This window comes from Undibacterium umbellatum (assembly GCF_014284125.1).
In the GTDB taxonomy this organism is placed as follows: domain Bacteria; phylum Pseudomonadota; class Gammaproteobacteria; order Burkholderiales; family Burkholderiaceae_D; genus Undibacterium; species Undibacterium umbellatum.
Genome location: NZ_JACOFX010000002.1, coordinates 778,368 through 792,499, shown reverse-complemented (window position 1 = coordinate 792,499; position 14,132 = coordinate 778,368). Strand labels below are relative to the sequence as shown.

The following is a 14,132-nucleotide window of genomic DNA, read 5'->3' as shown; positions in this document are numbered from 1 at the left end:
GCAGGTAAATGTGTCATTACCGGTGTTATTCCATGTAATGCAGTTGTACCCTGTCCAGCGTTCTGACTTTGTCGAGCACGGTGTCGTCGACGACGACTTCCTTGCCACTGATTTCTTCTATGACGAGTACATATTCCACAAAGCTGAGGGAATCGACTACATCGTTTTCTATCAAATCAAGGTCGAATGGAATATCGGATAGATACTTTTTCTTCGACAACAGCCACTGTCTGACTTCATTGATCTTGTCAAGATTGATAATCTGGTTCAAAACTTGTCTCCTTCTCGATTAAATTGGTATCTCCCAGCAAAGCCAGGACTTTCTTGAGCAATTCACGGGCATGAAATTCTTGCCGCACTGGATGGCTCAGCAATGCGCTGCGCACTGCAATGCCACTGGCAAAACCGGCATCGCGATACATGGTTGGGTTGTATAAAGACTCGATCGTGACTTGCACATACTTGCGTAAGTGATTGGAAACTTTTTGCAATACTTCAGGCGCGTAGTCCTCAGCAATGCCATCGGCCAGCCTGGCCAGCAAGATACGGCCAAAAGTGATGTGGCGCGACTCGTCATTGCGGTGCGATTCATTGATTTCACGTATGAAGGGGTGGACCCTGTCATCCAGTGCGATCTTCAGATTGTAGTAATGACCGACTTCTTCAAAGATGAATATCTGGGCAAAACGTACCAGCACGGAAAGACGTGGATCCAGATTCAATTCAGTGAGCTGTATTTTTTTATTGCCGTAAATCTTGCCTGCATAGTTTTCACAGAATTTCGCGAAATACCACATGTGCTGGTTTTCCTCGTCAATGAAATGATGCAGGTAGTCATTCGCTTCTTTCAGCATGGGGGTGTGTAAGAGTTCTGCCACGCCTGCGATCAACTCTTGCTCACCCGTCACATTCAGGCTAAAGAGATTGATGCACTCCCATTTGCTGAGCAACTTGCGTTGCGCTTCAGTCGCCTGCTCATAATAAGGCGTGCCATAAGTCGTCAATAATTCTGGGCTTACCCACCAGTCGGCTTCGCTGATGTCATCAACCCAGTCAAAACGGGTGAAGCTGAATACGTGCCGCTCACGGGATAGCTGAACCAGCCTGGCTATCCTGTCGGTGTACATGGTCTGTGTAATGCTCATCGTTTCCTGTCTCCAACACTTTTATTAATCAGTTAATTTTTATATTGCCATTTTGAGATATCGCTTTAACCACATTAATAAAAGTCCAACATTGACGTCCATCAAAATCGATAGAATTTTTCATCTAAGTTTCTGGCACAGAACTTGATCGCAAGTGCCCAAAAAACTTCAAGACAAGGATGCAAAAATAACCAGATTGAGACACAGGAGAGAGAATCCGCTGATATTTCTCAGCAGAATTCTTGTGGATGGCACAGGCTTGATGAGCAAGCAGACCAGTGCATAGATAGTGGCAAAAAAGACACACATTATTATTTCCGTTGACAGCAACTTGCTACCAGAAATCATTATCAAAATAGCACAACTCATGCAGGCCAGCAAGTTCATGAACCCTATGCCCAGGCAAGCCTGGAGCAGCGACAAGACACCCGCATAACCGCTACGCAGATCAAGTTTGCGACTCAGCTCATATTGCAAGGCACCGGCATACAACATCAGCATGAGCAAAGCATGCTGAGCCTGGAAGTCAACCCAGGCGGTGTTGAGAGAGAATTGCCAGGCAGCAAAACCTGGCAGTAACAAATAATGCAAAAAGGAATATAGTACCGGCCTGCCAGCCAGCCGGGGATGTGCCAGCAGGACAGCGCTGACCGTCAAGACCGACCATGCAACCAGTGCCTGACTGCGCCGCAAGGAAAGCAAATAGTATAATTGCCCTGCCAAGATCAATAATACCAGTAGCCATAATTCATACTGACTGACCTCCCCGCGCAGCAGGCATGAATCCCGCCCGGCCCGCTGGTCCACGTCAAAATCCAGTAGCTCGTCGAGCAGTTTCAACAGCAAAAAAAAACTCAGCGCCACACTCCAGCTCGCGATGGCCAGCCAGGTAGTAAGTGATTGCGCAGACAATGCGATTGTTGCCAGAAAAACACTAGAAAACAACAACCAGTCCTGCCATGAAAATGCCTGCCGGCCCCAGGACAGCCAGCGCAATGCAGTTTTCACCTGCGGCACACCAGGCCAGCAGCCCCATCCAGTTGCACCTCGTCGCCATCTTTCAGCAAGGCACTGATGCCACGCAAACCCACCACGGCTGGGATGCCCATTTCACGTGCCACCACGGCTGAATGTGAAAGCACACTGCCGCGCTCGACAATCAAACCCGATATGCAGGGGAAGAATGGCACCCACCCCGGATCAGTGCGGCGTGTCACCAGGATTTCTCCATTCAACTGCACATCGCTGGTATCGTGAACCACCTTGACCCGGCCTTGTACCAGGCCAGAGCTGCAAGGTATGCCCTGGTAACGCCCCGCGACATCATCAATCAAGCCTGCGGAGACGCTGTCATCGGCACTGACTACCACCATGCGTTCTGGCCGCAGTTCACCGTAGAAATGCAAGCGGGGTGGCACTTCATCCAGCAAGTGAAATACGGCTTGCTCACGCTGTCTTAAGGGAATAATCCCGCTTGCCACATCCTGACTGACAGCGCGCTGTTCTATCAGGCCAAATACCTCGTCTATGCTCAGCAGATAGATATCCTCCACCTTCAGCAACTGGCCATTCCTGACAAAGTTGGCACCCATCGCCCTTGTCAGGTAACGGACAAAACCAAACACCTTGGTCCTGTAGAAGCGCAGATCTTCCCTTTCTTTCACGCAAAGGCGGGCATTTTTTATCAGCCACGAAGCTAGCAAGCGTAAAAAAATATTATTGCCACAGCCTTGCATTACCTTTTGCTCAGCAGTTTTTGCAACCTGGGTGTGTTCACCATCGGCATCTTGGCGAATGGCATCATCGGGCATGAGGTAATTTTTAAGCGCCTGTATGATAAAGGCAGGGTCATCCTTGATACTGATTTCTTCCAGCTTCAATTCATTGATGCAGCGAAATCCAAATTCATGGCGATAGGCATCCATGCGCTGCTTCAGCGCTTGCCAGTCTGGCCCATGAGCTGCCTCTATCATTTGCTGCAATTCACGCACGCCATAGTTGCGCATGGCAAAAGTCAGATCCGGCACCTGCCTGATCCAGGCTGCGATGTCCATTAGCATATTGGTGGGAGCAACGCTGGCCATACCACCCTGACCGCACAGCAGGTCATTGTGCAGTAACGACACTTTTTGCTCATCCTTGCAGACGTAGCGTTTCAGGAAGAGGCGTAACAAGCCATGGAAGGTCTCGGCAAAAAAATCATTGATGATGGGCGCGCGCCAGTCGTTCAGGAGACGCTGTTCCACCCTGTCATAGGTGGCCAGTAATTCGACATTGTTCAAACCTGACATATCCAGATGCATATAGGGTTGCATGAATACATCAAAATCACGGGCAAAGCGGCGGCATATGCTGTGACGACGCAGATAGAAATAAGTCATGCGCACACCCGCAGTCAGGGCACGCCAGCCAGAAACCAGGCGACCGCGCTGAACGGAATGACCAAGCCCCGTCGTACTTGACCTCGCCTGCACACCGATGGAAGCATCGAAATTCTCTTTATTGGTATCAAAAAATGGCAGCAATGACAGGCTGCGGTACCAGCTATTCAAGTTGTAGTAAACATGCCCTTGATAATAGGCGAGCATATTGCGAAAAACCGGCTTCAGGCTTTGTATTTCTGATGCAGGCACGCCAAACATGCCATAGAATTGTTCATAGACTTTCTCATATACCCTGCTGGCAAAAGAAAACGTCAGTGGTGAAGTTACGCCAGAAAAACTTTCTACAATATTGGAATTGTCCAGTATGGTTCTAGGCGATAACTTGCAGATATGCGAGAGATTGGAAACTGGCCTGGCCTGCAGTATGTACAACTGATCTTTTATATATCCCCACTCTATGTCTTGGGGTATGCCACCGTAAGCCAGTTCTATGTTGTGAGCGACCTGCGCCAGTTGCTGTACTTGTGCTTCTGTCAGGCATTCACTGAGTGCAGTTGTGGCATCCACGCTTTTACGTTTCAGGCCATGGCCTTGCTCTTCATCAAAGAACAAGCCTGCTGCTTTTTCGACGATGACCTTCCTTGCTACTATTCCAGACTCATCGATATACCAGGTATCGCAATCCATCTCGCCAGAAACCACGCCTTCACCAGCACCAAAGCTGGCGCTGATGACCATTTCATCTGGGTTGCAATTCATGGGGTTGCCGGTAAACACCAGACCGGATACGTCGGCAAACACCATGGTCTGCACGACCACGGCAGGCCTTATGCAATCACGCGTCAAGGCATGCTCAGATCGATAGGCAAAGCTGCGGTCATTATAGGCCGAGGCATAACATGCCAATATCTTGCTGAAGATAATTTCATCAGCAGGGACGAACAAGAAACTGTCTAGCTGACCGGCAAAAGAATGGGTGCTAGCATCTTCATCAACTGCTGATGAGCGCACAGCAAAATACTCACCCTGCCCCACCAGCAACCGCAAGATTTCTTGCTCGGTGATGGTATCGAGTTTCTTGTCCAATATCAGTTGGCGTGCTGCTGCCATGGCGGCGTCACGTTCTGCTCCAACACTATTGGACGCGGTGAGGCAAAGCCTGTCAAGCACGGGCAAATCAGTACCCATCAATTCTTCAAAGAAGGCAACTGGCAATACAATGAAATAAGGAACCTGGAAACCCGTGCGGCTCAAAGTCAATAAATTTTTACCCTTGCCACCCAATTGAGTGACACTGGCATCCGTCTGCGTCGAAGACGATGAGATAATTTCAGTTTGCATGTATTTCCTGGATACTGGATGGCGGGAGCAAAGAGTAAGCGATGCCTTCCCCTTGCTTGACCAGGGTTTCTATACCCTGGGCGCTGTGCTGCCGGATATCGGCATCGATGCTGATTACCCCTGCCTTGAAAAGTAAAATGATGGTAGAGCCACCAAAATCGAAATAGCCTTTTTCTTCGCCGCGTTCGACCAGGCCACCGCCAGCCTTGTGCTGGTTGATGCGGCCAACGACCAGGGCACCCACATCAACTTGTATGACCTCGCCAAAGTTGCGGGTTTGTATATTGCAAAATTCGCGCTGGTTTTCAGTGAACACTGCCAGCATGTTTTGCAAGGCCAGCGGGCTGACGGAATGCAGGTAACCATTGATGCGCCTGACCGGCCCCTGCCTGCCATGGTCGATATGGATGTAGCGGTGATAATCAGCCGGGGCCAGCCTGAATACCAGGCAATCGCCATCGCGATATCCAACTGCCAGTGCCTCATCGCGCAGCAGTTGCACCAGGCTGAAATGCCGCCCCTTGACTGGCAAGACTTGGTCGGCTTGTATCTTCCACACCGACAGACGGGCATCAGCTGGAGAAAACAGGATACGCTGATCATCGGGTACAGGACGGGAACCCGCTTTCAGCTTACGCGTGAAAAAAGCGCTGAAACAGGGATAGGCATGCAAGGGCAGTTCGACCTCGGCAACATTGATGTCGTACTGCTCGACAAATGCCTGGATTTGACTGGCAGAAGACTTGCGCGACTTCAACCAGCCATACAGTCTTGAAAACCAGGCTCTCTTGATGAAGATATCCGCCAGCGCCAGGCCAAGAGGGTGACCGTAAAAAAACTGCATGAAGCTTTTTTCAAACACTTGCTCGCTGACCAGGCGTGCCTGCTTCCTGTCATACAGCGTGATTTCAGAAACAGCACTCATGCACCGGCGCTCACAGTTCTGGCACTACCCGGTTTGCGAAAGCGCAGACGTGAAATGAACAGGCTGCCAATCAGCAGCGGCCACACATGCAACAGCCACAATAACCACGACAGAGGCCAAGACAGCAAACCCGGCAGCATGGTCACAGGCAAAAGCAAGGCAGCATATGTCACGGGCAAGCCACTGTAATACTTGCCGCGGCTGTCTTCCAGCAAACCATGCACAGTAAAATAAGCAAGCCGCAATACGGCGCAGGCCACATAAAATCCTGCACACAAATAAAAGCTGACAGATGGTGATGGCTGTAAGGCATAGATGAAAACCATGGGTGCCATGCCAAAATTGATGACATCAACCAGGCTGTCAAGCGTCTGGCCAAACTGGCTTTGTGCATCACTACGCTTGCCATGGGCTGACATGCGGCGTGCCACATGGCCATCCAGCAAATCGCAAATGCCTGCACACCCCAGCGCCAGTAGCGCAAACCCAGGATAAGCATGCAATGACAGTATCATGCTAGACAGGCCGCACAGCATGCCTGCCAGCGTAATGAGATTGGGAAGATTAAGATAAGCGAGTATCAGCATGGTGCATTCAGAATTTTTGATTTTTCAATTTCAACTGGAACAGCAGCCAGTTCACCATCAGATGCAAACCACCGCAGATAATGACGATCTTGACGGCATCTATCCATTGCAAGGGCATCAACAGCATCGCCAGCAATAAACAGCCAAGGACAGAATCAATCTGGTCAATGACGATGAATAACCTGCCCTTCCAGCCGCGGCTATTCTGGCCGGGTGCGATGTCCAGTCGACGCTTGACATAGCTGTTAGGCAGCTCTGCCAGCACATAGGCCAGGCCCAGCAGGGCACCTATCAGTGCGGCTCTGAACAAGCCTTCAAGGCTGATAGCTCCCGCCAAATTGAGGAGCAAGAAAATCAGGATGGACCAGCAGGCAGTGCCTATCACCATGCCCCAAAAACCCTTCCAGGTTTTGTTGGCGCCAAACAGGCGGCGGCCATCTCTGGCAAGGCGGCCCGCATCCATGGGATGTTTCCAGCTATCGAGCCATTTTGATTTGACAAACACCATATTGCTGACACCACCCAGCAGCACAGGTGCAATCACCTGCGTCCACAATGCCACCTCATTCATGGATGACCTCAACCAGGCCACGCCCGCCATCTATGCGCACCAATTGGCCATCCACCAGCAAGCCTGTCAGGTTTTTGACAGCCAGCACGGCTGGTATGCCATATTCACGTGAAATCACTGCAGCGTGGGACAGCAATCCGCCAGTCTCCGTGGCCACTGCCGCCAGCAAGGGGAATTTTGCGGTCCAGCCGGGATCGGTAAAACGGGTGATAAGAATATCGCCCTTCTCCAGTCTTTCTGCGTCCTGGATGTTGGCTATTACCTTGACCCTGCCTTCGACTATGCCCTGGCTACAAGGTATCCCTTTGAAACTGGTGGCTGCTACGCTGGCATCCGACAATTCTGCCGTTTGCAAGAAACCTGCCCCTATCTCGTCGGGCGGTGTGAAGTGACGGAAAGACTGGTAATAATCACGGTTCTTGCGCCAACTCTGGCTGGCACTGGTCGCATCCAGACTGCCATCCAGTACGGCAACGACTTCATCTTTACTGAGATGGAAAATATCCTCGACCTGGTCGAGTATGCCTGCACTCTGCAAGTGCTTGCCCACTCGCAATGTAAGTTGCCTTACCCAGTAATAATAAGCCGTTGACAGGTCACGTAATTCTTCACGCCACCACAGGTAGTAGCGCAATTCTTCTATCTTCTTCAGCATGCCAGCACGTTTGTGGAAAGGCAGGCTGGCAGCGAATTGCCGCATTTTTTCTGCATGCTTTTCTGCCTGTTCATGCACACCTTCATGTGGGTTGCTACCCGCCCCCAGCGCCAGGCATTGCTTGAGGTTCTCGAAAATGAATTGCGGGTTTTCACCGAAGCGCTCTACGGTGATATCAAGTTCGCGGGTGGAGCGATACTTGTGGCGTTCCACCACAGCGGCCACCTTGTCCATACCCATGAATGGTGAACCCTGCTTCCAGTCAGCGATGAGTTGCGCCATGGGTGTATCCGTCCAGTAGGCTGCTGCAATCTCATTCTTGCGCAAGTCTTGCGCGCAATCCCATAAATCTATATTCAGGTGCAGGTGGGACAAGCCAGCCAGGCCAGAAATAAAATCCAGTACCGTGTAGCTGGATTTCAATTTCTTGAAATCATCACGGAACAGGGTCATCACATTATTGGTACTGAAAATGTGATGGAAATACGTGTACTCGCTGCGGTAATACTCTTCGTTGACAAAGCGGGTATAGAAAGCAGGCAAGTCTTTATCCGACAAATTTGCCAGTACCTCTGGCAAGGCTTCCAGCCTGGCCATTTGTTCCTGCTTGAAGCCAGCGAGGCGTGACTTGCTGCGCCAGATGATCCATTTCAGCCGGATCAGCACATTCACGCCACGCGCCAGTATCTTTGCCGTCATGGGCGTTACATGGCCATTACCTTCATAGTTGACCTTGACGCCCACGCTTTCATCGAACTCACGCTCGACGAAACCAGGCAGGGTTTTCACCCCGGCCTTGATGGCGCTCAGGTTCCAGTAAGGGCGGGCAAAGAACATGCGCCCCCAGGCATCTACCTTGAATTCAGGATGGATCCGTATACTGCTGGTGTAGTTTGGACAAATCGCTTCCCAGATATAGTCGTAGAGCGACCACATATAGGTCGAACATACGGAAGAAGAGACACCGCCATCCTTGAAGTCGGCATTACTCCACTCCATATTAACGCCAGCATAGTGAATGGCGGTAATCGGCCTGGCTTGCACGAAGTAAAACTGGCCGTCCTGCATGGTCCATTCTATGTCTACCGGAAAGCCATAGGATTTTTGTATGCGCAAGCATTCCTGTGCCAGTGACAATACCTGTGCTTCATCGAGGACAGGACGCGAAGCTTGCTGATCATCCAGCATCTCGGTTTCATTGCTGCCATCCGCCTGCGCAAGGATGCGCAGGGCCTTGTGATGGATATCCCTGCCTGTCAATTGCTCGCGATACCAGTCATAGCGGTACTGGTCAGGCGTCATCTGCCCGGCCACCAGGGCCTCGCCCAGACCAAAGCAGGCTTCAATCACCATCTCGGTATCATGCCCGCTTTGCGGATTGACAGAGAATGCCACGCCGCTGGCATCGGCTATCACCATGCGCTGGAGTATGACGGCCATGCTCCCCTGTTCAAGTGCAATGCGGTTATGCGCGCAGTAGCGCACCACACTGTCGCCAAACAGCGAAGCCCAGCACTGCCTGATGGCATCCTGCAAGGCCAGTTCACCGCGCACATTCAATACTGTTTCATAGATACCGGCAAAAGAAGCACCTGCCAGATCTTCTTGCGTGCAACTGCTGCGCACAGCCCAGGCCGCGTCTTGCTGAGTCTCACTCAACTGGCGCAAGGCAAGGCTGATATCAGGCGGCATGCTGCCTGTCAGCAGGCATTGCCGGAAAGTAGTGACGGCATCATTGACACCAGCCGCATCCGGTGTGCGCAACTGTTCCAGCACTGATTCCTGCATTGCTGAGAGCTGGTTATGTAGAATGAAATCCCGAAAAGCCTGAGTGCTCAGTACCAGGCCATCTGGTACTTGCACACCTATTTTCAACAAAGCCAGCAGCGAAGCTGCCTTGCTGCCAACGATGGCCAGCGCATCTTCCTGCTCCTGCAGTTCAGAGAAGGTATAGAGGTTTTTCATTTGAGACATCAGTAACTCGCTTCCAGGCGCGGGCGCGCCAAAGTCAATCCATGCAATTTGGCGAGCCGGGATATCTCTTGCACCTGGTCCTTGGTGATCTTGCCATAGCTATAGTGGGATTTCAGATTGGCAAAACCCATGATGATGGTTTCTGCATTGCAGGCAAAAGCCAGACCCGGTTCCAGTGGTATGCCGGGTATGGTGTAGGCAGAATCCAGCGGCAGCCTGACCATGCCGCCCTGTATCACCACGACATTGCTGCATTGCTCACGCACCGAGGCATCCACATCCAGCGGCACGGCAATATCACAAATAACTACCGGCCCCTCCGCTATGTGCTGCGGATAAATCAGGGCAGCAGGTGTGGTGCTGGCGCTGAGTATCAGGTTGGCTTCTGTCAGATCGTCCAGGTTTTCACTGATACGTATAGGGGCATGGGTCGTTTCTTCCTGCAAAGCCTGATACAGATAAGCACCAATATCGCCAGGACGCGCAGCAGCAGGCATGGCCAACAGTTTTTTGACGCAGACAAACGCTGCCAGGGCTTGTGGCACACCGTTTAACTTTTCTCCAGTACCCAGTTTCACCAGCAAGTCTTCAAACGCTTCATCGTAAATATTTTTTGCGAGCTGCTGCATGCGCTTGACAGAAGCTGTCGTACCTATCAGCAGCAAGCGTGGCACGTGGCTGGCCATAAGCTCGGAATAAATGCTGGCGATATTGCCAGCCGCACCCACCGCAGCGAAACAGCTTTGTTCCAGTTCAATACCTTGTTCGGCAGCGGTATCCAGCAAGGCTTGTATGCCCATGGCCACGGTCAGCGAATTGCCACTGGTCAGCGCCACATCCTGGCGCAACTGGACACGCTTGCAGTTGCCTGTCACGACAGAACTATAGCCACCAAAACCTATGGCTTCGCAGCCGCGTTCGACGGCATAGTCAACTGCCCTTTGCACACAATCCCGTATTTCATGTTGCTTGCCCGCCTTGACTTGTTCGACAATCATTTCTGAATCAAAATAAAGCGTGATGAATTCCAGCAGCACGCGTTCACCAGTGATGGACTCGATGACTTCTGACTTATGCACCAGTGGCCCCACCATGGGACTGAGTTTGCGCAACCAGGCAGATGCTTCTGCATCGCTGAAGTTGACCAGCGAAGGGTCCCAGTGACGTAAATTGGAAATGATGGATAAGTGGCCGAGAAAAGCCACCTTCTTTTGCACATTTACTTCTGCACCTGCTTGTGCATCTACATCTGGTGCGCTTGTGGCGTGTGGGAACATGGCGCGGTAATCATCCATCTCATCCAGAGCAGGCACATGCCGGTTACCGATGATGTAATTACTCATCTCATAGGCATTTTGCCGGCGCAGGATTTCACAGACATGGGTCAGTGCTGCCATCAGTTTCTGGCATTCTTCATCCGTGATCAGCGCCGCAGGTTCCAGCCTGATGGTAGCCGGACTGGACAAGGTAGGTGCCACCCGTATGCCATGCTTGTTCAACAGATACCCGGCTATCACATAGCCGAGTCGCCCTTCCATGAAGATATCGCGCAAGGTCGTGCTGCCATGCTCACGTGGCATGAACTCCAACCCTAGCAAGAGACCTGCTCCACGCACTTCACGTATGACTTCAGGGTAAGCCTTTTGCAAACCATTCAGCGCTTCTGCCAGTTTGCGTCCCTTGCTGGCACATTGCTCGAGCAGGCCTTCTTGCTCAATCACATCCAGTACCCGGCAAGCCAGGCTGGAAGAATAATCATCCTCAGCAAAAGTGGAACTGTGCAAGAGGCCAAATTCTGGTTCATACCACTCTTGATCCACCAGTATCGCGCTGATTTTTGCCAGTGCACCGCCCAGGCTTTTTCCCAGCAGGCAGATATCGCCGCGTATCCCCATTTGCTCTGCATACAGCAGGCTGCCTGTGCGCCCCATGCCGGTTTGTATTTCATCCAGCACCAGCGGGAAATCATGGGCATCGGCACATGCGCGCAAACCCCGCAGATAACCGATATCAAGAGGATGGACACCGCCCTCTCCTTGTATGGGTTCCACAAAAAATGCAGATACATTACTAAATTCCTGCCTTTGCAGAATCAGCTCGCCATCGTTCTCCTGCACGGTATGCAAATACACCCTGCTGCTGGCAATCACGTCCTGCACCGCATCAAGCTTGCCTGGTGCAAGAAAATGAACAGGTGCGCCAAGACGTTCAAAGGGTTGCCGGTAGCTGCTGTTGTTCGTCAGTTGCAAAGCCCCTGTAGTCTTGCCATGGAATGCTCTCTCCAGGCCCAATAAGACCGGGCGGGCCGATGCGGCCTTGTGATTGAATTCCGCCAGCAAGGCAAATTGCTCAGAAAGTGGCAAAGTGCTGGCAGCCTCACCCAATAAGCCGTTCAAGGTGCTCAAGTCAGCAGCCCGCATATTCAGGCCTTCGCTTGCTGCTCTGGCAGCTTCATACAAATCGCCGTCTATACGTTTTTGGAGGCGGTCTATGCGGGCGCGCTTGCCAAATTCAGCCAACTTCAGCGCCAGCTCGACTGCTTCAGCACCGGAGTTGGCCTGCAAGACCATATGCGGCCTGCCGGTGGTGGCTTGCATGTGTTCCGCCAGCCGCCGTCCCAATTCACCTGCATGTTTGCGCATGCCCAACTGGCCGTGATGCACCATGCCGCCCTGTAGCATGGCAACTGCATGTGCCACCAGTTGTGGATGATTGTGCCCCAGCAGCGTGGACCCGTAGCCACCGAGGAAGTCGATGACTTCTTTTTCATTGCCATCGTCTTCGTGATACCAGAGGCGACTGCCTTCGCCCTTGAAATAATGCTTGTCCAGACCTGCGATGTTCAACATTTCACTTAATCTGGGCTGGCAGTACTGCGCATAATCAGAGGAAGAAACTGTATTCAACTGCGGATTCATCTTATTTCTGTTTCCTGAATAAAAACATTGCCCGGTGATACGAAAGCTTGGCCTGAGTACAAAATCAAAGTGTGAAAATACCTAAACCCAGGCCATGAAATGGCAGGCACATACTCACAATAACGATCCAGACAACGAGGGGGGACGGACCAAGATGGCCCGAAGATTTGTTTTATATTAATATCAATTAAGCATGTCCCACAAAGATTACGATAGAATCATCCATCTATTTTTCTGGTACATAAAATGCTAAATATCAGATGCCTGGCGTTGTTATACGGGCAGAGAACAGGTGTCACCACTTGCAAGGGGGATGCATGAATCCGGCTGACAAATCCCTTCATCAGGACATAGACCGCATTTATCAGCAGGAATCTCGACGAGTATTTGCGACCCTGGTGCATTTGCTCGGCGATTTTGATCTGGCAGAAGAAGCCCTGCATGAGGCCTTCAAGGCAGCGCTGGAACAATGGCCAGAGAAAGGCATGCCCGAATATCCCTACGCCTGGCTGGTGTCGGCAGGACGTTATAAGGCGATAGATAGCATACGCAGGCAAAAACGCTTTGATCCGCTGGACCAGCACATGGAAACCGTGGAAGCACTGGTGGATGAAAGCGCACAACCAGGTGAGCCTGCAGCCGCATCATCGCTGACGGAAGACGACAGGCTACGTCTGATCTTCACTTGCTGCCACCCGGCACTGGCCGCAGATGCCCAAATCGCGCTGACGCTGCGTGAAGTCTGTGGCCTGACAACGGAAGAAGTCGCTCATGCCTTCCTGACTCCGGCACCTACCCTGGCACAGCGCATCGTGCGTGCCAAGGCAAAAATCCGAGATGCAAAAATTCCTTATCAAGTTCCTGGGCAAGAAGAACTGCCAGCCCGCCTGCATAGTGTACTGAGAGTGATTTATCTGGTTTTTAATGAAGGCTATTCCAGCTCAGCCGGTGAATCTGCATTGCGCCTTGACCTGGCAGAAGAAGCCATACGGCTGACACGCCTGCTGCAAGAGTTATTGCCAGAGCCAGAAGTCAGTGGCTTGCTGGCACTGATGTTACTGCATGAATCACGCCGCCCTGCCCGCACCGATACATTGGGAGAATTGGTCTCCCTTGATGAGCAAGACCGGCAATTATGGGATCAAACACTGATACAGGAAGGGTCAACATTGGTGGAGCATTCCTTGCGCTCCGGCCGTTTTGGAGCATATACCTTGCAGGCGGCAATTTCTGCCGTCCACTCAGAGGCAAGTGCATACGCCGATACCGACTGGCCGCAGATCGTTGGCTTGTATGATGCACTCTTGCGCGTCGAAGCCAGCTCCATCATAGAATTGAACCGGGCCATCGCTCTTGCCATGTGTGCTGGTGGATTGAAGACAGGCTTGCAGTTGGTGGAAGCCTTGCTGGAAAAAGACGAGATGCGTAACTACCATCTGGCCCATGCAGCCAGAGCTGAACTGTGTCACCGCAATAGTGATCTGGCGCAGGCAAGGCTGTCCTATGAACAGGCACTGACACTCTGCAAACAGGGACCCGAAAAGCGCTTTATTGAACGCCGCTTGCAGGCATTAACAAATTAAAAGGCTATCTGACACATGCCATCTTTACCCATGCAACAAAAGAAACCTC

The 14,132-nt window shown here is 51.7% G+C and carries 10 protein-coding genes; 1 reads left to right on the top strand and 9 read right to left on the bottom strand.

The window, feature by feature from the left end; genetic code table 11:
- Positions 1-25: 25 nt before the first annotated feature.
- From H8L47_RS07870 to H8L47_RS07830, 9 genes are all read right to left on the bottom strand, one after another.
- Positions 26-271 carry an acyl carrier protein gene (locus H8L47_RS07870; protein WP_186953001.1) on the bottom strand — a complete coding sequence of 82 codons (246 nt, stop codon included), beginning with the start codon at positions 269-271 and terminating at the stop codon, positions 26-28.
- A complete protein-coding gene (locus tag H8L47_RS07865) occupies positions 249-1,145 on the bottom strand; it encodes a diiron oxygenase (protein ID WP_222616436.1) in 897 nt (298 codons plus the stop codon). The genes H8L47_RS07870 and H8L47_RS07865 overlap by 23 nt, the downstream gene beginning before the upstream one ends.
- Positions 1,146-1,313: 168 nt before the next feature.
- A complete protein-coding gene (locus tag H8L47_RS07860; RefSeq protein ID WP_186953000.1) occupies positions 1,314-2,153 on the bottom strand; it encodes a hypothetical protein in 840 nt (279 codons plus the stop codon).
- Positions 2,150-4,870 carry a PEP/pyruvate-binding domain-containing protein gene (locus H8L47_RS07855; RefSeq protein WP_186952999.1) on the bottom strand — a complete coding sequence of 907 codons (2,721 nt, stop codon included), beginning with the start codon at positions 4,868-4,870 and terminating at the stop codon, positions 2,150-2,152. The genes H8L47_RS07860 and H8L47_RS07855 overlap by 4 nt, the downstream gene beginning before the upstream one ends.
- Positions 4,860-5,795 carry a phosphatidylserine decarboxylase gene (locus tag H8L47_RS07850; RefSeq protein ID WP_186952998.1) on the bottom strand — a complete coding sequence of 312 codons (936 nt, stop codon included), beginning with the start codon at positions 5,793-5,795 and terminating at the stop codon, positions 4,860-4,862. Before H8L47_RS07850 ends, H8L47_RS07855 begins: the two co-directional genes overlap by 11 nt.
- On the bottom strand, positions 5,792-6,382 hold the full coding sequence (locus H8L47_RS07845; RefSeq protein WP_186952997.1) for a CDP-alcohol phosphatidyltransferase family protein: 591 nt from the start codon (positions 6,380-6,382) through the stop codon (positions 5,792-5,794). The genes H8L47_RS07850 and H8L47_RS07845 overlap by 4 nt, the downstream gene beginning before the upstream one ends.
- Positions 6,383-6,389: 7 nt before the next feature.
- Positions 6,390-6,953 carry a CDP-archaeol synthase gene (locus H8L47_RS07840; protein WP_186952996.1) on the bottom strand — a complete coding sequence of 188 codons (564 nt, stop codon included), beginning with the start codon at positions 6,951-6,953 and terminating at the stop codon, positions 6,390-6,392.
- Positions 6,946-9,582 carry a PEP/pyruvate-binding domain-containing protein gene (locus H8L47_RS07835; protein ID WP_186952995.1) on the bottom strand — a complete coding sequence of 879 codons (2,637 nt, stop codon included), beginning with the start codon at positions 9,580-9,582 and terminating at the stop codon, positions 6,946-6,948. The genes H8L47_RS07840 and H8L47_RS07835 overlap by 8 nt, the downstream gene beginning before the upstream one ends.
- Positions 9,582-12,431 carry an aminotransferase class III-fold pyridoxal phosphate-dependent enzyme gene (locus H8L47_RS07830; protein ID WP_186952994.1) on the bottom strand — a complete coding sequence of 950 codons (2,850 nt, stop codon included), beginning with the start codon at positions 12,429-12,431 and terminating at the stop codon, positions 9,582-9,584. Before H8L47_RS07830 ends, H8L47_RS07835 begins: the two co-directional genes overlap by 1 nt.
- A gap of 386 nt (positions 12,432-12,817) precedes the next feature.
- Between H8L47_RS07830 and H8L47_RS07825 the strand changes: the two genes are divergently transcribed.
- On the top strand, positions 12,818-14,083 hold the full coding sequence (locus H8L47_RS07825; RefSeq protein ID WP_186952993.1) for an RNA polymerase sigma factor: 1,266 nt from the start codon (positions 12,818-12,820) through the stop codon (positions 14,081-14,083).
- The last annotated feature ends 49 nt before the right edge of the window (positions 14,084-14,132 follow it).